The sequence below is a fragment of the Streptococcus mitis genome, assembly GCF_022137125.1.
In the GTDB taxonomy this organism is placed as follows: domain Bacteria; phylum Bacillota; class Bacilli; order Lactobacillales; family Streptococcaceae; genus Streptococcus; species Streptococcus mitis_CE.
Genome location: NZ_JAKNEQ010000001.1, coordinates 39,774 through 64,399, shown reverse-complemented (window position 1 = coordinate 64,399; position 24,626 = coordinate 39,774). Strand labels below are relative to the sequence as shown.

At 39.2% G+C, this 24,626-nt stretch carries 24 protein-coding genes and 2 tRNA genes; 8 read left to right on the top strand and 18 right to left on the bottom strand.

What is annotated here, in order from left to right; translation table 11 throughout:
• Position 1 precedes the first annotated feature (1 nt).
• A complete protein-coding gene (gene queF, locus L0P31_RS00320) occupies positions 2-493 on the top strand; it encodes a preQ(1) synthase (protein WP_238095281.1) in 492 nt (163 codons plus the stop codon).
• A gap of 57 nt (positions 494-550) precedes the next feature.
• Here queF and L0P31_RS00315 read toward each other — a convergent pair whose 3' ends face one another.
• Positions 551-1,219: an MIP/aquaporin family protein gene (locus tag L0P31_RS00315; protein ID WP_238095279.1), complete on the bottom strand. Its 669-nt coding sequence runs from the start codon at positions 1,217-1,219 to the stop codon at positions 551-553.
• 255 nt (positions 1,220-1,474) lie between these two features.
• On the opposite strand from L0P31_RS00315, the gene L0P31_RS00310 reads away from it, so the two are divergent.
• Positions 1,475-2,239: a (S)-acetoin forming diacetyl reductase gene (locus L0P31_RS00310; protein ID WP_000048147.1), complete on the top strand. Its 765-nt coding sequence runs from the start codon at positions 1,475-1,477 to the stop codon at positions 2,237-2,239.
• 107 nt (positions 2,240-2,346) lie between these two features.
• On the opposite strand, the gene L0P31_RS00305 is transcribed toward L0P31_RS00310, so the two are convergent.
• Both L0P31_RS00305 and L0P31_RS00300 read right to left on the bottom strand, forming a co-directional pair.
• Positions 2,347-3,138, bottom strand: coding sequence for a DUF2785 domain-containing protein (locus tag L0P31_RS00305; protein ID WP_238095514.1), 792 nt, complete (start codon positions 3,136-3,138; stop codon positions 2,347-2,349).
• An 11-nt stretch (positions 3,139-3,149) separates the two neighbouring features.
• Positions 3,150-3,482, bottom strand: a complete 333-nt coding sequence (locus L0P31_RS00300) for a winged helix-turn-helix transcriptional regulator (RefSeq protein WP_000182730.1) — start codon at positions 3,480-3,482, stop codon at positions 3,150-3,152.
• Positions 3,483-3,632: 150 nt separating this feature from the next.
• On the opposite strand from L0P31_RS00300, the gene L0P31_RS00295 reads away from it, so the two are divergent.
• Positions 3,633-4,022, top strand: coding sequence for a nuclear transport factor 2 family protein (locus L0P31_RS00295; protein WP_238095277.1), 390 nt, complete (start codon positions 3,633-3,635; stop codon positions 4,020-4,022).
• A 167-nt stretch (positions 4,023-4,189) separates the two neighbouring features.
• Here L0P31_RS00295 and pepF read toward each other — a convergent pair whose 3' ends face one another.
• From pepF to L0P31_RS00260, 7 genes are all read right to left on the bottom strand, one after another.
• On the bottom strand, positions 4,190-5,986 hold the full coding sequence (pepF, locus tag L0P31_RS00290) for an oligoendopeptidase F (protein ID WP_238095275.1): 1,797 nt from the start codon (positions 5,984-5,986) through the stop codon (positions 4,190-4,192).
• A gap of 10 nt (positions 5,987-5,996) precedes the next feature.
• Positions 5,997-6,740 (bottom strand): 16S rRNA (uracil(1498)-N(3))-methyltransferase, encoded by a 744-nt coding sequence (locus L0P31_RS00285; RefSeq protein WP_223340207.1) that lies wholly within the window; start codon positions 6,738-6,740, stop codon positions 5,997-5,999.
• A gap of 1 nt (position 6,741) precedes the next feature.
• The gene (gene prmA, locus L0P31_RS00280; protein ID WP_223340208.1) at positions 6,742-7,692 is read right to left on the bottom strand and encodes a 50S ribosomal protein L11 methyltransferase; all 951 of its coding nucleotides are present in this window, start codon (positions 7,690-7,692) and stop codon (positions 6,742-6,744) included.
• A 137-nt stretch (positions 7,693-7,829) separates the two neighbouring features.
• Entirely contained in the window at positions 7,830-8,303 is a 474-nt protein-coding gene (locus tag L0P31_RS00275; RefSeq protein ID WP_223340209.1) for a GNAT family N-acetyltransferase, read from the bottom strand.
• Positions 8,300-8,728 (bottom strand): NUDIX hydrolase, encoded by a 429-nt coding sequence (locus tag L0P31_RS00270; RefSeq protein WP_238095273.1) that lies wholly within the window; start codon positions 8,726-8,728, stop codon positions 8,300-8,302. Before L0P31_RS00270 ends, L0P31_RS00275 begins: the two co-directional genes overlap by 4 nt.
• 1 nt (position 8,729) lies before the next feature.
• Entirely contained in the window at positions 8,730-9,797 is a 1,068-nt protein-coding gene (locus L0P31_RS00265) for a M50 family metallopeptidase (protein WP_238095271.1), read from the bottom strand.
• Positions 9,798-9,815: 18 nt separating this feature from the next.
• Positions 9,816-10,286, bottom strand: coding sequence for a DUF3013 family protein (locus L0P31_RS00260; protein ID WP_000257127.1), 471 nt, complete (start codon positions 10,284-10,286; stop codon positions 9,816-9,818).
• Positions 10,287-10,401: 115 nt separating this feature from the next.
• On the opposite strand from L0P31_RS00260, the gene L0P31_RS00255 reads away from it, so the two are divergent.
• From L0P31_RS00255 to L0P31_RS00240, 4 genes are all read left to right on the top strand, one after another.
• Complete coding sequence (locus L0P31_RS00255) at positions 10,402-11,673, top strand: replication-associated recombination protein A (RefSeq protein ID WP_238095269.1); 1,272 nt, start codon at positions 10,402-10,404, stop codon at positions 11,671-11,673.
• A gap of 264 nt (positions 11,674-11,937) precedes the next feature.
• Positions 11,938-12,010: transfer RNA gene (locus L0P31_RS00250), tRNA-Lys, on the top strand.
• A 347-nt stretch (positions 12,011-12,357) separates the two neighbouring features.
• On the top strand, positions 12,358-12,873 hold the full coding sequence (locus L0P31_RS00245) for a DUF308 domain-containing protein (protein ID WP_033681462.1): 516 nt from the start codon (positions 12,358-12,360) through the stop codon (positions 12,871-12,873).
• A gap of 62 nt (positions 12,874-12,935) precedes the next feature.
• Positions 12,936-13,008: transfer RNA gene (locus L0P31_RS00240), tRNA-Lys, on the top strand.
• A gap of 140 nt (positions 13,009-13,148) precedes the next feature.
• On the opposite strand, the gene L0P31_RS00235 is transcribed toward L0P31_RS00240, so the two are convergent.
• Positions 13,149-14,237: an AI-2E family transporter gene (locus L0P31_RS00235; RefSeq protein ID WP_004250750.1), complete on the bottom strand. Its 1,089-nt coding sequence runs from the start codon at positions 14,235-14,237 to the stop codon at positions 13,149-13,151.
• A gap of 9 nt (positions 14,238-14,246) precedes the next feature.
• The gene (locus tag L0P31_RS00230) at positions 14,247-15,536 is read right to left on the bottom strand and encodes a hypothetical protein (RefSeq protein ID WP_004256070.1); all 1,290 of its coding nucleotides are present in this window, start codon (positions 15,534-15,536) and stop codon (positions 14,247-14,249) included.
• Between the two features lie 814 nt (positions 15,537-16,350).
• Here L0P31_RS00230 and L0P31_RS00225 point away from each other — a divergent pair.
• Positions 16,351-17,496, top strand: coding sequence for a low temperature requirement protein A (locus tag L0P31_RS00225; RefSeq protein ID WP_213952212.1), 1,146 nt, complete (start codon positions 16,351-16,353; stop codon positions 17,494-17,496).
• 482 nt (positions 17,497-17,978) lie between these two features.
• Here the strand turns inward: L0P31_RS00225 and L0P31_RS00220 are convergent, their stop codons facing one another.
• The 6 genes from L0P31_RS00220 to L0P31_RS00195 form a co-directional block, all read right to left on the bottom strand.
• On the bottom strand, positions 17,979-19,298 hold the full coding sequence (locus L0P31_RS00220; RefSeq protein ID WP_238095268.1) for a glycoside hydrolase family 32 protein: 1,320 nt from the start codon (positions 19,296-19,298) through the stop codon (positions 17,979-17,981).
• Positions 19,299-19,307: 9 nt separating this feature from the next.
• Positions 19,308-20,924 carry an ABC transporter substrate-binding protein gene (locus L0P31_RS00215; protein WP_223330776.1) on the bottom strand — a complete coding sequence of 539 codons (1,617 nt, stop codon included), beginning with the start codon at positions 20,922-20,924 and terminating at the stop codon, positions 19,308-19,310.
• A 30-nt stretch (positions 20,925-20,954) separates the two neighbouring features.
• Positions 20,955-21,845: a carbohydrate ABC transporter permease gene (locus tag L0P31_RS00210; protein WP_024056556.1), complete on the bottom strand. Its 891-nt coding sequence runs from the start codon at positions 21,843-21,845 to the stop codon at positions 20,955-20,957.
• 10 nt (positions 21,846-21,855) lie between these two features.
• Positions 21,856-22,773: an ABC transporter permease gene (locus L0P31_RS00205; RefSeq protein ID WP_045605839.1), complete on the bottom strand. Its 918-nt coding sequence runs from the start codon at positions 22,771-22,773 to the stop codon at positions 21,856-21,858.
• Between the two features lie 151 nt (positions 22,774-22,924).
• Positions 22,925-23,926: a LacI family DNA-binding transcriptional regulator gene (locus L0P31_RS00200; protein ID WP_238095267.1), complete on the bottom strand. Its 1,002-nt coding sequence runs from the start codon at positions 23,924-23,926 to the stop codon at positions 22,925-22,927.
• 180 nt (positions 23,927-24,106) lie between these two features.
• Complete coding sequence (locus L0P31_RS00195; protein WP_238095265.1) at positions 24,107-24,562, bottom strand: GNAT family N-acetyltransferase; 456 nt, start codon at positions 24,560-24,562, stop codon at positions 24,107-24,109.
• Positions 24,563-24,626 lie beyond the last annotated feature (64 nt).

Genomic DNA, 24,626 nt, shown 5'->3' with positions numbered 1-24,626 from the left:
CATGTCACAACAAGAAGAAATGAAAAACCTCAGCCTACTGGGCAACAAAGAAACTAACTACATTTTCGAGTATCAACCAGAAGTCCTAGAATCCTTTGACAATCGTCATGTGGAAAATGACTATTTCATCAAATTTAACTGCCCTGAATTTACCTCACTTTGCCCAATCACTGCTCAGCCAGACTTTGCAACTATTTATATTTCCTACATTCCTGACAAGCTCTGTGTTGAGTCAAAATCCCTCAAACTATACCTCTTTAGCTACCGAAACCACGGAGATTTCCACGAAAACTGTATCAACACCATCGGGAAAGACTTGGTCAACTTGCTAGATCCTCGCTATTTAGAGGTCTGGGGAAAATTCAGTCCGCGCGGCGGCATTTCAATCGACCCCTACTACAACTACGGTAAACCTGGAACTAAGTATGAAGGCTTGGCAGAACAACGCCTCTTCCAACACGATCTCTATCCAGAAAAAATTGATAACCGTTAAACTCATACGAAAAAGCCCTGTTCCTCAAGATGAGGAGCAAGGCTTTTTGAGTTTCAATTATTCTTCTGTTCCAAGGAAGTTTTTCGCAACAAGAGCTGCAAGAACTCCACCAGCGATTGGCGCAAGGATGAAAATCCATACTTGTTGAAGAGCTGCGCCACCTACCAATACAGCTGGTGCCAAGCTACGAGCTGGGTTTACTGAAAGTCCAGTAATGTTCAATCCCACAAGAATCATCGCCATCAATGATAAACCGATTACTAAACCAGCAATTGCGCCATTGCCCTTGCTTGCTGATGTCACAGTCATGATAACCAAGACAAACAAGAAAGTTGCGATGACTTCAAACAAGAAACCACCAAAGACAGTGACACCGTTTGCCAAGGCATTTTCACCAAGACTAGCAGTTGACATACCTGAGTTAGCCAAGAGGAAGAATACCGCAGCTGACGCAAGGAAAGCTCCAACTACTTGTCCAAGGATGTAGTTTACAAGCTCTGAAGATGACAAACGTTTGTTAATAAACATAGCAATCGAAACCGCTGGGTTCAAGTGAGCACCTGAAATAGTTCCGATTGAGTAGGCTGCAACCACGATGGCTAAACCAAAGGCAAAGGCGATTCCAAGGTGACCTAGGCCATCAAGACCATTTCCAAAAACAACAGCTCCAGTCCCAACGAACACAAGCATGAAAGTACCGATTAACTCAGCGACAAATTTTTTCATTTTCTTTCTCCTTTTTTCAAAAACTAGATACTAGTCTATCAAAAGAGGGAAAGGGTTTCAAGAAAATTGATTGGAAATTTTCAGGATAAAATTCTATAAAAACGGTAGTGTTTATTTGAAACATTTTTTCTAAAGGTATATACTATTAACATAGTTCAGATATGTTGTTCAGTCCCTAATTTGAACTAATTTTTACAACTTTGCTGTTCTTTTATGAACGTTTGAATGGTATCGTGGATACCAAGGAGGAATCATATGTCTAAAGTTGCTATTGTCACAGGTGCAGGTCAAGGAATCGGTTTTGCAATCGCAAAACGATTGGTTCAAGATGGCTTTAAGGTAGGAGTCTTAGACTACAATCCCGAAACAGCTGAAAAAGCTGTTGCCGAATTATCAGCTGAAAATGCCTTTGCTGTCGTGGCCGATGTTTCGAAACAGGCCGAAGTTGCACAAGCATTTCAAAAGGTTGTTGACCATTTTGGTGATTTAAATGTTGTCGTAAATAACGCTGGTGTTGCTCCAACTACTCCTCTTGATACAATTACTGAGGAACAATTTACACGTACTTTCGGTATCAACGTTGGTGGTGTCATTTGGGGTTCACAAGCTGCACAAGCACAATTTAAAGCACTTGGCCACGGAGGTAAAATTATCAACGCAACCTCTCAAGCCGGTGTAGTCGGTAATCCAAATCTAACTGTTTACGGTGGAACAAAATTTGCTGTTCGTGGAATTACGCAAACATTAGCACGTGATTTAGCAGACTCAGGCATCACTGTTAACGCCTACGCACCAGGTATTGTGAAAACACCAATGATGTACGATATCGCTCATGAAGTTGGTAAAAATGCAGGAAAAGATGACGAGTGGGGTATGCAGACATTTGCAAAAGATATTACCCTAAAACGTCTATCTGAACCAGAAGATGTGGCTGCTGCTGTCAGCTTCCTTGCAGGGCCAGATTCAAACTACATTACAGGACAAACCATTATCGTTGATGGTGGTATGCAATTCCATTAAGATACAAGAAAAGAGGTTGGAAAATGATTTAACCTCTTTTATTAGTTTTCATTATTAGTTAGGAGGATACAATAGAAACTCTTTCAATAAATAATATTAGCTTATCCCTAGTATTGAAAAGACTGGATGGCTTCTTTCAAGTCATCTTGTAAACTATTTCTCTGGTCAAGTTGGACATAGACTTCCAACAGACAGGATCTGAAGTTGGAAAATTTATAAAAATCTTCCCTTTCTTCTATCGGAAAGTCAACAGCTTTTATCCAAGAAGCTACTTGCTCTTGCTCCAACTTCCCTTGTAAAATAGGTTCATAGATTACTCTTGCTAAACGCCAATCCTCATCATCTGTAAAACGAATGGACATTCTTTTAAATAGTTGGCCAAGTATCTCAAATACTTCATGAACTCTGGTTTTAGGAAAGTCTGGATGACAAACCACCTCTGTCAGTAAATCGGCTCCATGTGCAAAAGCATGAACCCAACCATACTGACTTGAAAAACCTGTTGTATCCTTTTCTTTTGAAAGATAGTACAACCCTTGATTTAAAAGGACATTACGAATTTCTGCTTTTAATCCCTGATAAAAAATCGATTGCTGGTTGGCATCTGCAGACAAGAGATTTGCATAAATAAGCGCCCTAAAAGAACGTTCAAGGGTTGACAGACCTACCTTATCAATCTCTTTATCTAGTCCTCCATCAGATAAAATTTCCTCAGCAATGAAATAAAATTGTTCGTGTGTAAATAGCTCTTCCTGAATCCCTCTAGCAAAGCTTGTAAAAACAAGGTCATCGCGAATTTCTGGAGAAGAATCTCCCAAATGATCAAGCAACCACTGGATTTCCTCCTCATGATAACTTGTTTTTTCTTCTGCTATTTTTCTAAGTAACTCTTGATACATGGTCAATACCTCTACATTTCTAGCAACTTGATATAATCTAGACCCCATTTCTCGACAGCATCTAAAACAACTCTGAATTCCTGCCCCATTTCGGTCAAGCTGTACTCAACTCGTGGTGGAACTTCGGCATAGACCTTTCGTTGAACAATCTTATCCTTTTCTAATTGACGGAGATGACGGGTCAAAATAGTTTGAGTAATCCCAGGCAATAATCTCTGCAATTCTTTAAATCGTTTGGTACCCGTACTCAACTGATAAATGATTACCAGTGCCCATTTCCCCGTTAAAACCCTCTGCGTTGTCGCAAATGGACAAATACCATACTCACTCACTTTATTTGTCATAAAATATCTTCTTTCTATTTTTTTAAAAAAATTTATCTTTTAGTATCAATAATAGTACCACTTTTGATACTAGCTATCGAAAAAGTGTCTACTTGTTTTTTAGATTGTAACTGTTACAATTATATCATAAAAAAGAAATGGAGAATAGATATGTCAACAAACTTAGAAATTTTCAACGCTTATAACCAAGCTTTAATTGCTGGTGACTTTCCTGGTGTCTTTGAAACGATGGCAGACAATATTATCTGGCATCAACCTGGTACTCATAGTATATCTGGTACAGTTGTTGGTAAGGACAAGCTAGGACCTCACTTGGCTACATTTGCTGAGAAAACTAATGGAACCTTTAAGGTGGTAACAAATTGGGTTTCTGTCAATGAGGATTTAATCGCAGCCAATGTTACTTTTCTTGGAACACGTGCTGATGGTACTGAACTCAATATGAACGGGATTGACCTCTTCCGTATTGAAGACGGAAAAATCAAAGAAGTTTGGCTCTTCTCTTCAGATCAAGCAGAAGAAGATAGCTTTTGGGGATAACTTAAGAGGCCTGAACAAAAAATTTTGATTTTAGAATTCTTTATTATAAATTTTTAAAATCGATAGATTAGAAAAAAAGCGAACAAGACAGTATTCTGAGTGTCAGATAACTCGTTTTGTTCGCTTTTTATATTTAAGGTTAGACTTTTGTCCCAGACTCTTTTAATTTACTCTCCCAACTCAGCACTGTAGGCGATGATCTGATCAACCGTGTCTGATAAGAATTGGATGGTATCACGGAGTGGTTTATCCGTTGAGATATCGGCTCCGATAATCATGGCTGATTCAAGTGGTGTCTTGCTACCACCTGATTTGAGGAGATTGAGCCAGTCCTCAGCTCCAGTTTCTGAGTGTTTCAGATGAAGGTAACCTGCAGTCGAGATAACAAGACCAGCAGAGTAAGTGTAGCTATACAAGCCCATGTAGTAGTGAGCTTGGCGCATCCAAGTCAAAGCTGCATCGTCGTCAATCTCGATGGCATCTCCCCAGAAATCCGTCAAGACTTCCTTCATAATGCTGTTGAGTTTACTTGCTCCAAAGGTCTCCCCTTCTTCAATCAATGTATACACCTTACGCTGGAAGGCTGCTTCCAAGAGGTGGGTAATAAAGTTATGGAAGTAGGTGTCTGTTAAGCGGTGAGCCAGAGCGAAGCGTTTTTGACGTGGGTCGTCAGATTGGTGCTCCAAGTAGTCACTGAGTAGCAATTCATTGAAAGTTGACGGCGCTTCGACATAGTAGGTCGACATGTGGGCATTAAAGTAGCTTTGATGATTATCTGAAAAGATGAATTGACCAGAATGCCCAATTTCATGAATCAAGGTATAGACATCGCTCAAACGACCTGTCCAGCTCATGAGGACATAAGGATGCACGCGATATGGGTCCGCCGCATAACCACCAGAATCCTTGCCACTATTGGCAGCAAAGTCCACCCAGCGCTCTTCTTGATAGCGAGCAACTTCCTGACAATATTCTTGGCCCAAAGGTTCTACCGACTTCATGACCAAATCATAGGCATCGTCAATGGTCACTTGAGGATTCAGGGCGCTGTCCAAGTCCAATTTCCAGTCTGCAAAGGTCATCTTTTCAAGACCATTTACCTTGGCAACATGCTTGAGGTATCTCTGAGCAACCGGCGCAAAATCCTTCATAATGAAATCAATCTGGCGGTCAAACATGACACGGTCTACTTCCTGTTCAGCTAGAAGATAGTCAAAGACTGAGTCGTACCCCTTCATATCTGCCAATAGTTTTTCAGACTTGACCTGAGCTAGGTAGGCTGCAGCAGCCGTATTTTGGTGCTTACGAAGACCTTCTGAGAAGGAACGGAAAGATTTCTCACGAACCTCAGCATCCTCATGGTTTTGGTAGAAATTTTCATAGGTCACAAAGCTATTTTTGTAGGTCTTGCCATGGGCTTCAAAGTCAGCCATTTCGAAATCCCCAGCTCGCATCTTAGTGTAAATGTCCTGTGGACTGTAGAAAACTTCACCCAGATTGGTCAAGGCCTTCTCCACATCAGCCCCAAGATAGTGGGCTTTTTTGATTTTTGCCTGACGAATGGCCGCCGTCAAATGAGGTAATTCACCCAAACGATCCAAGACTTCCTCATCAGCTTCCACCAAGGCATCGTCAAAGAAGGTCAAGGCTACACTGGCATCTGTTTCAAATTCCATCCCAGCTTGAGCAATGTTGGCAAATTCGTCATTGCTATAATCTGTCGTCTGAGGCATAAAACCATAGTTACCAATATGGCTCATCTGAATGTAGATTTGTTCCAATTCCGCAAAGGCCTTTTCAAAATCCTCAAAAATATGAAGATTGCCCTTGTAGTCACGGATAAATTGGTTGATGTCTTCGCGAGCTTTCTCGATTGCACGTAAGAAATCCTCACGGTCTTGGTATAGGGCTGTTAAATCCCAAAGTTCCTTCTCTGGAAATTCTGAACGGTGTTTTTGTTCCATTTTCTTCCTCTTATTTCTCTAATTCTAATAAAACACTAAGGGCTGATAAGGCGTAAAGTGGTGCTGTTTCTGCTCGCAAGATACGAGGACCAAGTCCTGCCAAGACTGCTCCCTTAGCTTCAAAACTTTCGATTTCTGCAGGTGACAGACCACCTTCTGGACCAAAGATAAAGAGCAGTTTGGCTCCTTTTTCAAGACCAGTGACTGCTTGCAGAAGCGCAGCAGCTTCTCCCTCTTTTGCTGATTCTTCATAAGCCACCACAATTGAGTCAAACTGGTCCAGTTGAGCTAGAAAGTCAGCTTTCTTCTCAAAAAGCTTGATACTTGGGACAACATTACGCTTGCTTTGCTCTGCCGCTCCAAGGGCAATTTTTTCTAGTTTTTCAACCTTTTTACCCAATTTCTTGCCATCCCACTTAGCAACGGACCAATCGGCAGGGAAGGCCCAAATCTGGCTGGCGCCCAGTTCAGTTACTTTTTGAGTGATAAACTCCAGCTTGTCCCCCTTGGGAAATCCAGATGCAATGGTCACTTGAACGGGCAGTTCCACATTGTCATCTAGTTCTTCTACCAATTCAAACTGACGAGCTTCCACATCCACTACACGCGCCAAACGCTTGATGCCATCATCAAAGACCAAGGTCACCTCATCATCTTCTTTCAAGCGCATAACCTGAAACATATGCTTGCTGGTTTCCTTGTCCTCGATGGTGACAGGGGAGATAGCACTGCCTTTGACAAAATACTGCTGCATGCTAGCCTCCAATCACACCAGAAATATCCTTGGTTTTCTTGAAGACACAGGCATTCCATTCCCCTTGAACCATGTGAGTTTCGAGGAAAAATCCAGCTGACTCAGCCGACTCGCGCACCATATCCCATTTGTCCTTGATAATGCCACTCATGATGAGATAGCCTTCATCCTTGACCAAGCGATAAGCATCATCCGTCAGATGAACGAGGATATCCGCCAAGATATTAGCTACAATCACATCTGCCTCAATCTCAACTCCCTTAAGCAAGTCTCCTGGAGCTACATGGATGTTTTCCATACCAGGGTTTAGCTCAATATTTTCCTGAGCAATACGAACTGCTACATCATCCAGGTCGTAGGCAAAGATTTCCTTGGCACCAAGTAGCGAGCTAGCAATGGAGAGGACGCCTGATCCAGTCCCCACATCTAGCACTGTTTCACCACCACGAAGAACCTGCTCCAAAGCAAAAAGGCTCATCTTAGTGGTTGGATGGGTTCCTGTCCCGAAGGCCATACCAGGATCCAGCTTGATAATCTTTTCTCCCGCAGTCGCCTCATAGTCTGTCCACGACGGCACGATAGTCAAATCATGAGTGATGCGAGCTGGCTCATAGTATTTCTTCCAATTGTCCGCCCAGTCTTCCTCAGCCAAGGCAGTCGTCCCCATTTTGACCTCTCCCAAATCCATAAAATCAGTTAGTTCCGCGAGACGAGCCTGCAAGTCTGCCACAACCACCCCTACATCCACCGTATCAGGGTAGTAGGCTGTCACTACGATTTCTTCTTGCTGCTCAACCTCTGGGAAAATCTCGCCGAAGCGGTCGACATTTCCCACATAGTCCATGCTGTCTTCAATCGCAACACCTTGCGCTCCTAGCTCAATCAAGAGATTGGAAACTAACTCCTCTCCCTCACGCTTCACTGTAACTTTTAACTCTTGCCATGTTTCCATAAATAAGATACCAAGCCCGTAAAACACAAAACCAAAATAGGAAATTCTCTGAAGACGCTTGTGTCTAAGAGAAGTTTATCTTTTTGGCACAGTGTTTAGGGCGGGTTCAGTTTAGAAATTTAACTGAACCATCCTTTCTATTTCTCTATGCATTTTTTCATGTATACCATATCCATGCCTTCTTTTTCAGGTTCAATATGGGTTTGATGGTAGCCGTTCTTCTCATAGAAAGCAACCATACCTTCATCCTGTAATACCGTACACAAATCCCACTGTCTAACGGTTGGAAATTCCTCTTCTAGCAAGCGCAATCCCTCAGAGCCATAACCTTTTCCTTGATACTGGGGCAAAATCGCTGCCGTTCCTAACCAAGCTTTCGTTAACTCGTCATTGGTCTGAATTCGAAGAAATCCGATTTTATCTTCGTTTTCTTTCACAAAGTAGTAATAGCTATTGGGACGCTCGACTAGTTTCCACTTAATTCGTTCACTGTCCTCCAGATAAGGATCGTATTCATCTTGGTATTTGTCATAAACAGCCTTAAAGCTAGCTCTTTGAATCGCAATGATGGTCTCCAAATCCTCTGCTCCTGCTCGTTCAAGTCTTATCATAAATATTCCTCCAAATAATCCCTCAATCTATCCTGCAACTGAGGGACAACTTGACTGGAGCTAAGAAATTCCTCGACATTCATCAGCTGATGGCCCTGTCCTTCATCTCCAAAGGTAATATTGTCAAATTGTTCTTGTCTTAGCTGACCAACCATAAAGACAGAGTACCGACCTTCATAGAGCACACTTGGATAAACCCTACTCCAAAGCAGACAATCCTCAGTCAGATGAATCCCCAGTTCTTCATAAACTTCACGCGCCGCACATTCAAATGGGCTTTCGTCCCCTTCACGGCCACCACCCGGCAACTCCCACATATTGGGCCAAGGGATATTTTCCTTATCATCACGCAAGATGACCAGTAGCTTATCACCACAAAATAAGGCAATCTTGCAACCTTGGAAATCAGTAAGTTCTATTTCCATATTAGACTCCTTCGGTTAATTCCTTTTCCAGCTCAGCTAACCAGTTTTGATAATAGCTTTTCTCATCCCGTAACATCCGACTGCTATTCATTTTCTGTCTAGCAATCTTCATAGCCTTGTGAGTTTGAACTACATCTTTCTTTACCTTAAATTGATACCAAGCTTGAATGACCTGCATATCTGCTGTTTTTAGAGATAAAAAGGATTTGACTCCTCGAATACTTGCATATTCTTCCGCCTTCTTATTATCTCCTTCCATCAGAGCAACTTGAAGAAGGTATAATTGAGAACTAGTTTTAGACATTGGATTGTCTGTTTTATCTAACACAGACTGAAACTGTTGCTTTGCAAGTTCTATATTATCATCCAATATGAATACCAACCCCTGAAGAGTCTGAACACTTTCTGCAAAACTCCCTCTCACCTCCTCATCAACAGGCATGATAAAGTCTTTTAAATCATATTCTTGAGGAGCTAGCAAGGTCTGGGCAGAATGCCTCAACATTAGGTAGGCGTATTTGGTATTTTCAGGTTGTTGTAGCAATTCCCAAATTTTCGCTCCATCGGTGATGCCGACTGGCAAAATGTTATTTAGGAAGAAAGACAAATTAAGAAAAATCCAAGTCCCTGCAAAATACCAGCTTCTTGTCAAAAATCCAAACACTATCGCCAATAATATCAAGCTGAGATGAACCATCAAGCCTCCTGAAAGCATCAGGATGATTCTTTGATCGCTTTCATCCTCTTTTAAACCAATGTATTGAGCACCAACATTTTTCATAATGGCTGTTCTACTAAGACGAAACTTGCCTGACTTTTTGGTCAAAATAAAATGTCCTAATCCAAAAGCCACCAGCCGATAGCCTGTCAAGTAGCCACAAAAAGCATGTCCCAGCTCATGAAGAATCAAGATTACATACATGCTTAGAAAAGCAAAAGCATAACCAAAACTAAAAACTAATAATGCAGAATAGCCCAACTCTGCAAATGCGATGGTTCCACAAGCAAAAGCTAGCATAATAAAGACAACAGCTAGCACATAAACCAAATAAATCCCAATTTTCTTCATAAAATCTCCAACCAACTCCTAGTATCTCGGATAAGGATAAAACTCTCCCTCTTCCAAGCCGACTTTTCCTTCTTCAAAGACTTCTTGGTTCCATTCCATGACGAATTCTTCTGCTTCTGGGTCTTCCAAAAAGTCCATGAGGGCATCTAGTCCAACCTCGGCAGTATCTTTGAGGAATAGCGCAAAATAAGCTAAGAATTCGCGGGAAAATCCTTTTTTAGGCAAGTAAGGGATGACAGTCAAATAGTCTTCCTCATTGACTGTTGATTTAGCAGGATTGTAAAAAAGCACTGCTTCTTCAAAGAGGATATCTTCTGATGAAACCTCTCCGTCTTCATCCACCATCTCCACGCCTGCAGCATTTTGCGCTTCTAACAAAAAACTCACTTCAACCGCGTGGTTGCGCTTATCCCAACTAATCTCAAAGTCAAAAGGAAAATTCTTCTCCAACTCTTCCTCTAAAACATCTAAAAATCCGTATGTTGCCATTTTGTCCTCTTTCTATGCGACTCTTTAATCGCCCCGATTGCTCGGAAATATGCTAAAATAGATACTACCATCTTACCACATATACATCAGAAAATCTACGTTAGAAAGGACTGCTATGCCAGACAATCTCGCGCTTCGCATGCGCCCTAAAACCATCGACCAGGTCATCGGTCAGGAACATCTGGTCGGACAAGGAAAAATCATCCGCCGCATGGTAGAAGCCAACCGCCTGTCCTCCATGATTCTCTATGGCCCTCCGGGAATCGGCAAGACCAGTATTGCCTCTGCCATCGCAGGGACTACTAAGTATGCCTTTCGAACTTTCAATGCGACAGTTGATAGTAAAAAACGACTGCAAGAAATTGCGGAAGAGGCTAAATTCTCTGGTGGTCTCGTCCTATTACTAGACGAGATTCATAGACTAGATAAAACCAAGCAAGACTTCCTCTTACCTCTCTTGGAAAGTGGTCTGGTCATCATGATTGGCGCTACGACTGAAAATCCTTTCTTCTCTGTCACTCCTGCCATTCGTAGCCGTGTTCAAATTTTTGAGTTGGAACCTCTGTCTAACCAAGACGTCAAAGAGGCCCTGCAGATAGCTCTAAGTAACCCTGAGCGTGGTTTTGATTTTCCAGTAGAACTAGATGAGGATGCGCTGGATTTCATTGCTACCTCTACAAACGGAGACCTTCGCTCTGCCTTCAACTCACTGGACTTGGCTGTTCTTTCTACCCCTGAGAATGATGAGGGCATTCGCCATATTACTCTAGACATCATGGAAAATAGTCTTCAGAGAAGCTACATTACTATGGATAAGGATGGAGATGGCCACTATGATGTTCTCTCAGCCCTGCAAAAGTCTATCCGTGGCTCAGATGTTGATGCCAGTCTTCACTATGCTGCCCGCTTGATTGAGGCTGGTGATTTGCCAAGTCTCGCTCGTCGTTTGACTGTTATCGCTTATGAAGATATCGGTTTGGCCAATCCTGAAGCCCAGATTCACACCGTGACTGCTCTGGGTGCTGCACAAAGGATTGGTTTCCCAGAAGCCCGCATTCTCATTGCCAATGTCGTCATTGATTTGGCCCTTTCTCCAAAATCCAACTCAGCCTATGTAGCTATGGATAAGGCACTTGCCGACCTCAAAACATCAGGGCACTTGCCTATTCCGCGACACCTGCGTGATGGACACTACAGCGGAAGCAAGGAACTAGGGAATGCCCAAGACTATCTCTATCCACACAACTATCCTGGAAATTGGGTCAAGCAAGACTATCTGCCAGAAAAAATCCGCAATCATCACTATTTCCAAGCAGAAGATACTGGTAAATATGAACGGGCTTTGGCTCAAAGAAAGGAAGCTATCGACCGTTTGCGAAAAATCTGAAATCCTTTTCAAAAAATTGCACTTTCCTCTTGATTTTTTTTGAAAAAGTGGTATCATATAAACATAGAAACGCTGTGGTGTACGACTTCACACTTAAGTGTTGACCGACTATTTTTTGTATTATTAGGGAAACAAAAGTCTTCTAACAGCATGTAGGCCGTCTCACACGGAAACAGCTTCAGTTAGAGCGAGTTGCCCACCTGCTTAATTGCGCGGGTTCAATACAAACCGTGAAGTTTCGGCACCAATACAGCTTTTTTCTTTGCCTCCTTAGCTCAGCTGGCAGAGCAGCGGACTCTTAATCCGTGGGTCACAGGTTCGATCCCTGTAGGGGGCATCTAAATACAACAGGAAAAGCCTTGATAACCAAGGCTTTTTTGCTTGTCTATAACTGATTTACCCCATCATTTGTCCCACATTTTAAATCTATCTTTTCTTTTTGAATCAAATTACATCTTTACAAATAGTGTAAAGCCAGTTACTTTTGCTTTGATGCCATACAATATTTTCATGTAGAGAAGACAAATTTTATCTTCTCTTTTTATTTTCAAAATAATAAAAACTGATTTTCTTTTCATAAATCAGACTGAAACTTCCAAATTTTCCATTTTGTTTATTGACATTTCCTCTAAAAAGGTGTATAATATTTTTATTATTAAACTATACTATATAGGGGGTATTGAAATGAAATTTTCTAATCGTTTACTGCTATTCCTTGCAGGAGTTGTTTTTGTCCTTTTAGGACTTTTCCTATTTACAAACCCAGTAGCTAATCTTGTTGTTTACAGCTGGTGGATTGCATTTGGTTTACTGGTTTCTTCTATAGCAGCTATTTTAGGCTATTTCTCTGTACCAAAAGAGCTTCGCTCACCAGCTCATCTTTTCCAAGGGATTGTTAATCTTCTCTTAGCTCTTTACCTCGTTGCCTATGGCTTTGTGACGCTGCCAGTTGTCATTCCAACTATTTTAGGAATTTGGTTAATTGTAGAAGCCATTATAGCTTTCTTTAAAGGCAATCGTCTGGGATTGATTTTCCCTATTATTGGCAACCATATCATGTGGATAGCGTTGCTTGCATTTTTACTAGGTCTAGTGATTTTGTTCAATCCAGTAGCTACAAGTGTCTTTGTCGTTTATGTCGTTGCCTTTGCATTTTTAATTGTTGGTTTCACCTATATCCTTGATGCCTTTCGTAAATAATCTAGCTGCCATTTTGGGCATATTAAAATAGCTGGGAAGTTACATTCTCAGCTTTTTCTGTTGCCTCCTTAGCTCAGTTGGTAGAGCAGTAGACTCTTAAGCTATGGGGCGCAGGTTCGAGCCCTGCAGGGGGCACATCTAAATCAACAGAAATAAGCCTTGAAACCAAGGCTTTTTTTAACGTCTAATAGCTTTTTGTAGAAAAGTATTTAAAAATAAAAGAGAAGAGAATCTCTCACTCTCTTCTCAGTATATCTTATTAAATTTAGTTTTTCTTAATCTACCTGATTTTCCTTTGCAACGACAAATTCCTTAACCAATCGATAGATAACAGCAAATATCGGTGTAAAGAATATCATCCCAAGTAAGCCAAAGAGATTGCCTCCAATACTAGCAGCCGCAAGCGTGAAAAGGGCTGGCAAACCAATAGACTGACCTACAACTCTAGGATAAATAAGGTTTCCTTCAATCAGCTGTATAACTTGATATAGAAGAAGAGAAAGTAAGGCTTGAGTAGGACTCACTGTGAAGATAAAAATCGCTCCCACAACACAAGCAATCATAGGCCCTACATAAGGAATGAACGATAGCACTCCTGCAAAGATACCTGTCATTACTCCATAGGGTATCCCAAACACGCTGTAACCAACCGCTATCATAACTCCTATGATAACTGCTTCAATTAGCTGACTCATCAAAAATTGGTCATAAGTCTCTAGTGCTACTTGTCCAATGTAAGTCAACTTTATCACCACCTTCTCTGGAAGAAAAACTTTTAGAAGTCGACTCGTCATCGCTGCCAAATGTTCCTTACTGGATAAAAATAAAAAGGTGAAGACTATAATCAAAAAGGCATTCATCAAACTTGAAAAAATATTGCCGATATTACTAGTCAGACCTGATAAAAAACCTATCAAAGCTTGGCTAATAGAACTAGATTGTCCCTGTATGCCTGATACGATAGTTGACAACATGTCTTTGGTTACAAATTCCGAGCTGCCTAGCAATTTCCCAAGTTGAGTAAGGACTGTTGAAAGGACTGTTCCCAGCTGACTAATAGTCTGGGCTAGGGTTGGCAGCACCAAAACCAAAAGAGCAATCACGATTAAGATAAGAGCTAGGAAAACAAGTACCATGGCAATCGGACGACGCAACTCTGCCTTTACCTTCAATTTAACTAAGTACTGTTCAATTTTTTTCATAGGAACATTAAGCACAAAAGCAATAACAGCACCATAAATCAAGGTTGATATTACATCAAAGAGAGAGATTGCTCCTGATATAAAGCTCGATGCATTCAGAATTACAAGAGCAACCAGCCCTATAAAAAGTATTAACGGGGTGTATTTTTTTACTAAGTTCATAAATTCTCCTTAATAAACATGTTTAGATACGACTATACTATTTGGTTTTTCAAACTCTCGATTAAGGTAGGCTTGGTAAGTTCCTGGAGCGATAAATCCTTTGGGTGAGAGGATATCGGTGCCAGCCTGACCGACTATGGTATCAGCCAAGAGCACACAGTTTGTAGATAAGACAAAGTAGGATTTAAACTTAGATTTGATAAATTTATAAAGTTCCCCATCTGTCTCATGTCTGATTTTATAAGCGTAGGTGTAGTCTTCCTTACCATCACCTGTCATGATTTTATCTGCACTTGGCTCCCATGGAATCGTCAGTTGTTTCAATTCAGCCAACTTTTTCTGAACTGCTTTTTCCATTTCAGGCGTCAAATCTATACCATAACCAAAAAGCGTTTTTTGACTCTCACGTTTACATAGGTCAATGTACTTGTCACGATCACAGAAATATAAGACACCATCTCCTACCATGCCAAATAAGGTCTCAGAAGACGGATCATAGTTGCCATAAGAAATAACACGGCCTTGATAGCAGATATCCACATGACCAATTGCCGAAAACAGAGAGGTCTCAGCTGTATGAACAAAAATTTCAAGCTCCGCTGTCTTACCAGACTTCACTATTCCAAGATGGATATCTTCTTCCTCATCAGCATTTTCCAGCATAAATTTGTTAACTTTTGCTAAAGTTCTTGCAGGGATGAGAGCGGCTAGGACAATAGGTAAGCTAATTCTAATACGACGTTTGAGATGGTTTTTCCCAATTTCCTCCTCAAACAAGAAACCATCACGGATATTGGACACACCATAAAGGAAAAAATAAGCCCCTAATACAAAGAGTTGAAAGACAGAATTTCCTGTAGAGGACAAAAGACTAGTCCCACCAAGAAAAACTAGTACGAGTCCATCTAGTAAGAGACGAAAACGAGGTCGAATTTTGTTTTTGCGGTAGAGAACATAGGTGACAAGGTTAATACTAGCATGAAAAATCTGATAAACTCCAATCACAAGAGCCAAAATATAAATCGGCACATCCGTCGCAAGATTGGAGCCAAGCAAATATCCCAGCACTAACAATTTAACCAGTGCAACTCCCAAGGTGTCCGTTGACTGACTTTTTTTGAAAATACGTAATACTAAATCTAAGACCGTTGCTATCCAAGCTAAAAACAGAACCAGTCGAATAACCTTTACTGGCAACCAAGTCCCCGTGACCATCAAGATGAGACCTAGCAGAACAAACAAGAACCCCTGAGCAAGTAATTTCTTACCTGTCAGACCTAAAGATAGAATTTTCGCCATATAAAAACCTTTCAACAATAAAAATTAAACACTCCGATTAAACTGACTAGTAAATAGCCAACACTACAAACAGCCTGTGCCAGCAACATATGGTGACTAGAAATGACTGTAGTAATGTCACCATCTTGTCTTATGCACTTCTAAAATTTGTTATATTGATTAGAAACCAGAGCTTATAAAAACTAGCTAAACTCGAGAGATAGACACAATTGCGACGAAAAAATGTATAACCAATTCAACTTGTTAAGGTAAGAAAGCATTATTTCCAATCTATTAATTATTCATCTATTACCTATTATGACACAATATTCCCTATAGTTCAACTTTTTACTTGTTTTTATATTACACGGACTAAAAAGTTTTCAACAGTTGATTGCATTTGTTTTAATAAGTTTTAACCTTTCTTGGTTAGATAAAAAAAGAACCATACAGTTTAGAATCTGTATGGTTTTTGCCCCACTTTTGCCCCATTTTGAAATAATTACATTTAAATTTCCTTTAATTATCTTCCGAAAATCACTTATATTTCAGCTTTTTTAATTATTTTCAAGATAATAAAGCCTTCCAAATTCATGTAGGGGGCATCTACATACAACAGGAAAAGCCTTATAATATAGGGCTTTTTTGTGTAGTCTTAGCACTAAAAACGATAGAAAAAGTGGCCCTTCTGTACTGACCCCAAAAGTTGGACAGAAAAAATCTAACTTGGGGTGCAGTTCATTCGCGCCACATGAAGTTATTTAAGCATCTCCTTTTCTTTTATTGCTATTTTCTGTTATAATAAATCGGACTTATAGAATAGAAAGGTCTTAAGATGACAACTCTTGTTAAACATAAACGTGTAAATTATTCAGAACTTTTTTATGATCTAGTTTTTGTTTTTGCGATTTCAAAAGTAACTGCTTTAATTCACCATCTTCATAACGGTATTTTGACTTGGAATTCTTTGCTTGATTTTTTCATGTCTGTCTTGCTTCTCATCAATGCCTGGATGATTCAAACCGTTTATACCAATCGCTATGGAAAGAACTCTTTATTTAACATGGTAATCATGTTTATCAATATGGGACTTTTACTCTTTATATCCAATTTGATTAAAGATGATTGGCAACAATATTTTCATTATGTCTGTTGGGCTATTGGTACATTAACCCTTACCTTATTTTTTCAATATTTGGTTGAGTTTTTTAAAAAATCAACCGATAATGTTCATAGGGAAAGTATCAAAGGTTTTCTATGGATAACAGGTCTACGAAGTTTAGAAATCTATCTAGCAGCTCTTCTTCCTATTTACATTGGAGTCTATATCCTTTATGCTAGTATTCTGCTAACATTTATTACGCCAATTACCTCGATTAGTAAAGATGATCATTTCCAGATAGTTCTCCCCCATTTAATCGAGCGCATCTCCCTTCTTGTCATTATTACGTTTGGAGAGATGATTATGGGGCTAGTTAACTTCTTTACAATCGAGAATTTCTCGATTTATTCGGTTCTTTATTTCATTATTATGCTTTCTCTGTTCTTGTTTTATTTTGTTCAATTCGACCATGCTATTGATGAAGAATCTAATCAAAAGGGACTATTTCTAATTTACAGTCACTATCCTATTTTCATTGGACTTCTTATGATGACCGTTTCGATGAGTTTTCTTCTGAATCCTGAAACTAATCTTCTCTTTGCAACCAGCTTCTTTTATATCGGAATTGGCCTCTTCCAAGCTGCTGTCCTAGCAAATGGGCCCTATAACAAACACTATCTTCGCTATTCGAAAAGTTACTACTGTGTCCAAGCTACACTCTATCTGGCTGCCTTGATTCTCTCTTTAATCTTTGCTTCTAATCCTATAATAGTAGTGAGTATAACAACCATTTTAGCTCTAGCTATAGCTATTCATTCTATTTATTTTTATATGACACAGACTAAAAAACATTCCACACCTTACTGGGAGTTGTTTTAATGAGTTTTTAGCATTAAAAAAGCTTTGGAAACCAAGGCTTTTTTTCATTAATTTGTTTTTCCATTTTATCCTCCGATTTGAACTCGCACTGACATTTATTTATAACAACACTATATATCTAGTATGGCATAATCATTAGGTATTATAGATTTTCAAACCAAATGTGAGTCATTCGTTTTTGCCCCACTTTTGCCCCATTTTGAAATATTTACATTGAAAATACCTAAAAGTATTTCCCTAAAATCAGCTATATTTCAACATTTTTGTTTATTTTCAATATGAAAAGTTCTTACAAATTCATGTAGGGGGCATCTAAATACAACAGGAAAAGCCTTAACATCAAGGCTTTTTTTCTTGTCTCAAACGGCTTCCTCCTCAAGTATAAAAGCATCTTTTCGCCTTCTCTACTATCTAATCAAACAAAAAAATCTCTTTCAACATTTATAGAAAGAGATTTTTCTTTAGGAGAAATAACTTAATTTTTAATCGATTCGTGATAGCTCAGCTGGCACTGTTAAGTAATAGGTTGCCGTCAAGCTTGCTTCACCTTGATTGACAAAAATCTCGATGGAATTTTTATCTAGAACAACTTCCAATTCTTTAGCTTCAATATCTACATACCGTCGACTAGTGTCCTGTTCTTCTTCACCTAGAATTTTTTGAACAAGATGGCTACGATCAATGTAAACTTGCTGCGCATTACTGTCATAACCAAATTCAAGATAATCTGTATCATTTCCTAAGTGGTAATGACAATCTTTATCTATTTGGATTTGATATTGGCCTTTTTTAACAGGGAATTGTCTTAGTTTGCCATCTTCCAATCTTAGAATTCTAGGTAAAGTCATGGCACATGCCCATTTGTGTTCTTGGTCATGGGTTGGAAGGGTACGCCCCCATGTCTGCATCCAAGCAATCAGGATACGACGATTTTGATCGTCCAACAATGTTTGAGGCGCATAGAAGTCTTGGCCATGATCAATTTCTTGAACTGATTCTGGGATAAAACGTTTTTCTCCCCAATCTACCTTACCCGTGAACAAAACCGATGAGTTGATGTTATGATATGAGTCTCCCTCACGCTGATAACGCATGGGTGACATAATCAGGCAATCCTTCCCATCTAACTCGAAGTAGTCTGGACATTCCCACATAAAACCTTGATGTTCCACACCTTTTAAAAAGATGGATTCGAACTGCCATTCTACTAGGTTATCGGACCCTAGTAGAACGATACAGCCCACATTATCCTTGTGTTTGGCAGCTACTACGGAGTAATAGCGTCCATCTTTTTCAAAGAGTTTTGGATCACGGAAATCAGCAGCAATTAACTCATCTGGCAAGTCTGCTCCAGTTGCAACTGGATTTTGTTCAATCTTTTCAAAGTGAATCCCATCGTCTGAAAATGCCATATTTTGCACTTGACGAACACCGGTTTCTTCTTCGATGTGTCCAGTATACATGAGCCATAGGCGATCATCCTTGACAATGGCAGAACCTGAGAAACATCCATTGCGGTCATAATCTTGGTCAGGAGCAAGTGCCACTGGCAAGTGCTCCCAAGTAATCAAGTCCTTACTTTTAGCATGTCCCCAGTGCATAGGCCCCCAAACACTATCATAAGGATAGAATTGATAAAAGAGATGGTACTCTCCACGAAAATAGACAAATCCATTTGGATCATTGATCCAGCCAATCTCAGCTGAAAAATGTTCTTCAGGCTTATATTGAGTATTAACGAGATGTTTATTTTCTTCTATAAAACGATTGGCCCTCTCTACTGTGTATTTTTTATCTCCCATAATCAACCTCTAGTTTTTGTTTGCTTGGTATTGGTCGTAGTATTTTTGTTTAATAGCGAGGTAATCAGAAAGTCCGTATTTTTCAAGTTCTTTCTTGTAATCATCCCACTCAGCATCAATATTGCCATTTACAATCCATTCAGCACGTTTACGGTAGATATAGTCATTCATATCTGCTTCGATATGGGCAATCTTATCCAGATCTTCCTGTGTCATAAAGACTCTTGGATAGTTATTGTCATTGCTCATGTAAGGAACATAATATTCTTTGATAAGATCCAAACGCCATTTGGCATCATCTGGCATAGTTGTCACTTTACCATAGTATGAATCTAGAATAGCTAGTGGTCCTCCTACTTCAGTCTTTTGACGAAGTTCTGCTGGTGCAGTTCCGTTTAGTGGTAAGTGTTTGAGGCTGTTAGTTGCTTGGTCAAATTCAAAGATATTTTGTTGCTTGTCATCTCCGTAAGTTCCCCAGTTATTTTGCACAGATTGGAGTGGAGCGTATTGTGCATCAATCCATTTAGCTGTCAATTCTAGGTTTTTGTTTACACTGGTAATAACCATCTTGTCACGTGCAAAGCCCATACCGTTTGTACGAGCTACGTGTTTTTGACCACTTGGTCCAGCAAGTACTGGTAAAACATCATAACTTTCATTACTTCCAGTAACATTACTCTTATCCCATGTAAAGTAAACACCAAATTTCTGATCATGACCTTTAGCAATGTAACTATTCCAATCATGTTCGAAGGCTTCCTTATCGATCAAGCCTTTTTCTTGCAATTGACGGATGAATTTCACACCTTCTTTATAGTCGTCGTTATCTGCTGTGAAGTCAACTTTACCGTCATTTCCAACTACTAAATGATCATCGTTATCCCCTATACCAAATGCAGCAAATAGGAATTTAAAATCTTCGTTTCCGTTACCACTAATAAATGTAAATGGAATTTCATCAGCCTCTCCATTTCCATTTGGATCCCCGTTTTTGAAAGCTTCTAGGACTTTAATCAGATCATCAGTAGTTTTTGGCATTTCAAGACCAAGTTTCTTAAGCCAATCTTTGTTAATCCAAGCCATATCGTTGACACTATGAATAGACTCTTTACCAGCTCCAAGCTCTTCAATCCATGGGAATGAGTAAATGTGCCCATCAGGTGCTGTCATCAAGGCCTTGTATTCTGGTTTCTCATCCAAAATTTTCTTAAGATTTGGCATGTATTTATCAATCAAATCTTCAACTGGAATAATAACACCTTTTTTAGCCCAGTTCATCAAGTCCACATCTGAAGCTCCGTCGTTGTGGATAGCATCTGGTAGATCACCACTAGAAATATCCAAGTTACGTTTTTCTGCAAAGTCGGATTGATAGTTGGTCCAGTCAATATGAACGCCAGTTTCCTTCTCCAAACGTTGCAAAATTAACTTTTCATTTGGGTCTTTAGGAGCTAACGGTGAACTAGCTGTCATAAACTTCAATGTTTTCTTTTCTTGAAGCGGGAATGTTACACCTTCCAACTTATAATCTGGACTTGAAGCTGTATTTTTTGAGCCACAGGCTGCAAGTACTGCTAAACTAGCTGTCAACAAAACTGCTGATTTTGAGAATGTTTTGAATTTCATGAGAAAACTCCTTTTATTTTTTCTTTTTTTTTATCCTTTAAGTGAACCAGCCATAATTCCTTTATCAAAGTATTTTTGGAAGAATGGATACATAACAATCAATGGCAAGCTGGAAATGACAATAGTTGCGTATTTAATTAATTCAGCTAAACGTTTCATTTCATTCATAGCCGCTTGTGCCCCAATCATATCTTGACCTGGTTGGCTTTGAATGAGAATTTTACGAAGTACAAGTTGCAATGGTTCCAAATTTGGATCCTTGATATAAATCATTGCATCAAAGTATGAGTTCCACTGTCCTACAAAAGCATAGAGGAAGAGAACAAACATAATTGGTTTTGCAAGAGGAAGCATGATTTTGAAGAAAATCTGCAAGTCATTCGCTCCATCAATGACGGCTGCTTCTACCAATTCTTCAGGCAATCCTTGGAAATAGGCCCTAGCAAGAATAATGTTCCAAACATTGACAGCACCGGGAACGATGATAGCCCATGGAGTATTAAGCATGCCCAATTCTTTTACGAGCAAGTAAGTTGGGACTAAACCACCACCAAAGAACATGGTCACAATCAAGAAGTAGTTAATCCAACGGCGCCCTACCAAATCTTTTTTGGAAAGAGGATAAGCTGTAAACACAGATAGCAATACTGTTAAAGCTGCAAAGCCAAAAGAATAAAGCAGGGAATTGATAAAACCTCTTAGAATAGATTGGTCACTGAATACACGCTGGTAACCTTCTACCGTCCAATCGGCTGGATTAAAGCTAATCCCTCTACTAACCAGAACCTTAGGATCCATAAAGGATGCTACGACAATATAAAGTAAAGGAAGTAAGGTTATCAAAACGATAAAGACAATAATGATTTTATTTAAGAGTAAGATACGTCTATCAAATTTTGTATCCATAATCGAATTTTTCATACTTCCCTCCTTAAATTCCTTCACCATTATTCATGCGTTTAACGATTTGGTTAACTGCAACAAGCAATACTACGTTAATCACTGCATTAAACAAACCAACCGCTGTTGAGTAAGAATAGTCTCCTGATACAAGACCAACTTTATAGACATACGTAGAGATAATTTCAGAAGTTGGCAAATTTAACGATGTCTGCATTAAGAATGCTTTTTCATAACCGACATTCATAATTCCACCTGCAGCTAAAACAAATTGGATAACCATAATGGGCTTAAGAGCTGGAATATCAATGTGCCAGATTCGTTGGAAGATATTGGCTCCATCTAGTCTTGCTGCTTCTACTAAAGCTGGATCTACATTTACTAATGTTGCTGTGTAGAGCGTTGAAGCCCAGCCCATTCCTTGCCAGATACCACTAAAGATGTATAAAGGTCTAAAGAAGTCTGGATTTGTCAAGAAGTCAGCCTTTATTCCAAACATAGAGAGAAAATTGTTGATTGGCCCTCCCACTGAAAAGAAAAGGAAAATCATACCAACGATAACAACGACTGAGATAAAGTTTGGTGCGTATAAAATGAGCTGAATTCGTTTTTTGACTTTTTCACTCAAGAGTTGATTGAGCATAATAGCAAGAATGATTGGTGGTAAAAAGCCAAGCAATAAACCATAGATACTTAATTTTAAAGTATTGGCTAACAAGATACCAAAGTTGGGAGAGGATATGAATTTTGTAAACTCAGAAAAACCAATCCAATCACTCCCCAAAATTCCTTTTAAGGGATTGTAATCTTTAAATGCGATTAAAACCCCATACATAGGAATGTATTTAAAGATAAAGGTTAAAACTAAACCAGGGACAGTCATCAATAACAAGAGTTTTTGTTTCTTGATTCTTTCCCAAAGAGAAACTTGCTTCGCTTTGCTATTCATAGCAACCTCCTTTTTGAAACGTTTCATTTTTTGTTTTAAAAAGATAACGCTTGGCGCTGTCTATTTATTTTATTTTTGAAACGTTTCATTTTTGTTCTAAAAAATAAATCTTTTTCATCTGAATTTATTCTATCATTGATAGCGCTTTCTGTCAAGACTTATTTTCATTTTTTGTTGTTTTTCCTTCAACAAATTTCACTGGTAGGATTGTCTGCAAATTAACAGCCTTTCCTTCGATGATATCAAATAGGATTCGTACAGCTTCTCTAGCCATTTCCTCCAGGGGTTGCTCAATTGTTGAAAGTAGATAATCTCTATCTCCAGCCATTTTAATTCCATCGTATCCAATAATTTGGACATCATGAGGAATACGTTTGCCATTCTTTTCTAGAATTTCAGTCACATCCAAAGCTGTAAAATCGTTGATTGTAAAAATTCCATCTATAGAAGGATTTTCTTCCAAGAAACTCTCTAGCTTTCCATGATAGTCAGTAACTGTCTCATCCAAATCAAAAATACTAAGAGGTATTTTATGCTCTTGGACATACTTTTCAAAGGAAATTCTACGACGTTTGGTTTCATTAATGGTTGTATTATGTCCGCCCACAAAGGCTAAATGCTGACATCCTTTACTAATTAATTGTTTAGCTGCTTCTCTTCCACCTGCATCATTATCTGATGAAACACAAGGAATGGCAATATCTGAGTATGTACGGTCAATACTGACAAAGGGAATTCCTGACGACAGGTAATGTTCAATTGGACTATAGGTAATAGCAACCACTCCATCAACTTTATTATGACGCAACATCTCCAGGTAGTCTTGCTCTCTATTTGTACCATTTATAGAACATAAGAGTAATTTATTATTCCTCTTATAGACTTCATTTTCCACATGCATAGCAAATTCTGAAAAAAAGGGATGCCAGATACTTGGTACAATGATTGCAATCGTTTCTGTTCGATTTTTTTTCATTCCTCGAGCGTAGTAATCTGGAATGTAATTCAAGGTTTTAATTGCTTGTTCCACTTTTTTCAAGGTTACTTCTTTAATGCCTTTTTCTTTATTAATTACACGTGAAACAGTTCCAACGCTAACTCCTGCTTCTAAAGCAACATCTTTCATGGTAATTGATTTTCTTTGTTCTACCATATTATCACCTCCTTTCAATATATAGTATCATGCAAACGCTTTTTTAGCAACTATTTCTCAATCATTTTTATCCAGATCATTTCCCCATCATGGATAAAATCACTCCAATCGGCTTTCTAAAATCCCTTCAATTTTCATATATAGGAATCTACCTACCACAGGAAAAGGCTTTGTTTCTTCCTATCTCCCCTTTTTCATAATGTATTTCCGTTCAGGTGCTTCAACCATTTGAACGATTTCAAATCCTTCTTTTTGGTAAAGATTCTGAGCTCTTTGATTTGCCTCGAAGACATTTAGAGAGATGCTGTCTATATCTCTATTTTCAAAGACCAAACTAACAAATTTCCTTAAAGCCTGCCTACCTAAGCCTTGCCCCTGTTTCTGGGGGTTGATAAAAAATCTTCCGATATGAAGATTACTGTCTTCTTGCCTGATTTTCTGGATAAGCCCCACAAACTCTTGTCCTTCAAAGATTGAAAAGATTCCTTCCAAATCTTGCAAAACTTGAATTGTCAAGGGAAAAGGAATCATTGTTCCCATCCATTGTTCTTGAAAGGATTTGCCAAGGAAGTTGGACCATTGGCATACGAGCTGAGCGTTTTCTGTACTCACCTTTTCTTCAAAACGAATTATCATCTTTGCCTCACCATCTTATCTATGTTTCTCCATTATACTACTTCTCCTATTTTTTACGAATAGA

Coding starts and splice junctions, on each gene's coding strand:
- L0P31_RS00220 (WP_238095268.1), bottom strand. CDS start 19,298: ATGGGAGATAAAAAATACACAGTAGAGAGGGCCAATCGTTTTATAGAA.
- L0P31_RS00205 (WP_045605839.1), bottom strand. CDS start 22,773: ATGAATAGCAAAGCGAAGCAAGTTTCTCTTTGGGAAAGAATCAAGAAA.
- L0P31_RS00310 (WP_000048147.1), top strand. CDS start 1,475: ATGTCTAAAGTTGCTATTGTCACAGGTGCAGGTCAAGGAATCGGTTTT.
- L0P31_RS00195 (WP_238095265.1), bottom strand. CDS start 24,562: ATGATAATTCGTTTTGAAGAAAAGGTGAGTACAGAAAACGCTCAGCTC.
- L0P31_RS00285 (WP_223340207.1), bottom strand. CDS start 6,740: ATGCAGCAGTATTTTGTCAAAGGCAGTGCTATCTCCCCTGTCACCATC.
- L0P31_RS00305 (WP_238095514.1), bottom strand. CDS start 3,138: ATGTATCAAGAGTTACTTAGAAAAATAGCAGAAGAAAAAACAAGTTAT.
- L0P31_RS00215 (WP_223330776.1), bottom strand. CDS start 20,924: ATGAAATTCAAAACATTCTCAAAATCAGCAGTTTTGTTGACAGCTAGT.
- L0P31_RS00260 (WP_000257127.1), bottom strand. CDS start 10,286: ATGGCAACATACGGATTTTTAGATGTTTTAGAGGAAGAGTTGGAGAAG.
- L0P31_RS00275 (WP_223340209.1), bottom strand. CDS start 8,303: ATGATAAGACTTGAACGAGCAGGAGCAGAGGATTTGGAGACCATCATT.
- L0P31_RS00235 (WP_004250750.1), bottom strand. CDS start 14,237: ATGAACTTAGTAAAAAAATACACCCCGTTAATACTTTTTATAGGGCTG.
- L0P31_RS00230 (WP_004256070.1), bottom strand. CDS start 15,536: ATGGCGAAAATTCTATCTTTAGGTCTGACAGGTAAGAAATTACTTGCT.
- prmA (WP_223340208.1), bottom strand. CDS start 7,692: ATGGAAACATGGCAAGAGTTAAAAGTTACAGTGAAGCGTGAGGGAGAG.
- L0P31_RS00200 (WP_238095267.1), bottom strand. CDS start 23,926: ATGGTAGAACAAAGAAAATCAATTACCATGAAAGATGTTGCTTTAGAA.
- queF (WP_238095281.1), top strand. CDS start 2: ATGTCACAACAAGAAGAAATGAAAAACCTCAGCCTACTGGGCAACAAA.
- L0P31_RS00300 (WP_000182730.1), bottom strand. CDS start 3,482: ATGACAAATAAAGTGAGTGAGTATGGTATTTGTCCATTTGCGACAACG.
- L0P31_RS00255 (WP_238095269.1), top strand. CDS start 10,402: ATGCCAGACAATCTCGCGCTTCGCATGCGCCCTAAAACCATCGACCAG.
- L0P31_RS00225 (WP_213952212.1), top strand. CDS start 16,351: ATGACAACTCTTGTTAAACATAAACGTGTAAATTATTCAGAACTTTTT.
- L0P31_RS00265 (WP_238095271.1), bottom strand. CDS start 9,797: ATGAAGAAAATTGGGATTTATTTGGTTTATGTGCTAGCTGTTGTCTTT.
- L0P31_RS00295 (WP_238095277.1), top strand. CDS start 3,633: ATGTCAACAAACTTAGAAATTTTCAACGCTTATAACCAAGCTTTAATT.
- L0P31_RS00210 (WP_024056556.1), bottom strand. CDS start 21,845: ATGAAAAATTCGATTATGGATACAAAATTTGATAGACGTATCTTACTC.
- L0P31_RS00315 (WP_238095279.1), bottom strand. CDS start 1,219: ATGAAAAAATTTGTCGCTGAGTTAATCGGTACTTTCATGCTTGTGTTC.
- L0P31_RS00245 (WP_033681462.1), top strand. CDS start 12,358: ATGAAATTTTCTAATCGTTTACTGCTATTCCTTGCAGGAGTTGTTTTT.
- pepF (WP_238095275.1), bottom strand. CDS start 5,986: ATGGAACAAAAACACCGTTCAGAATTTCCAGAGAAGGAACTTTGGGAT.
- L0P31_RS00270 (WP_238095273.1), bottom strand. CDS start 8,728: ATGGAAATAGAACTTACTGATTTCCAAGGTTGCAAGATTGCCTTATTT.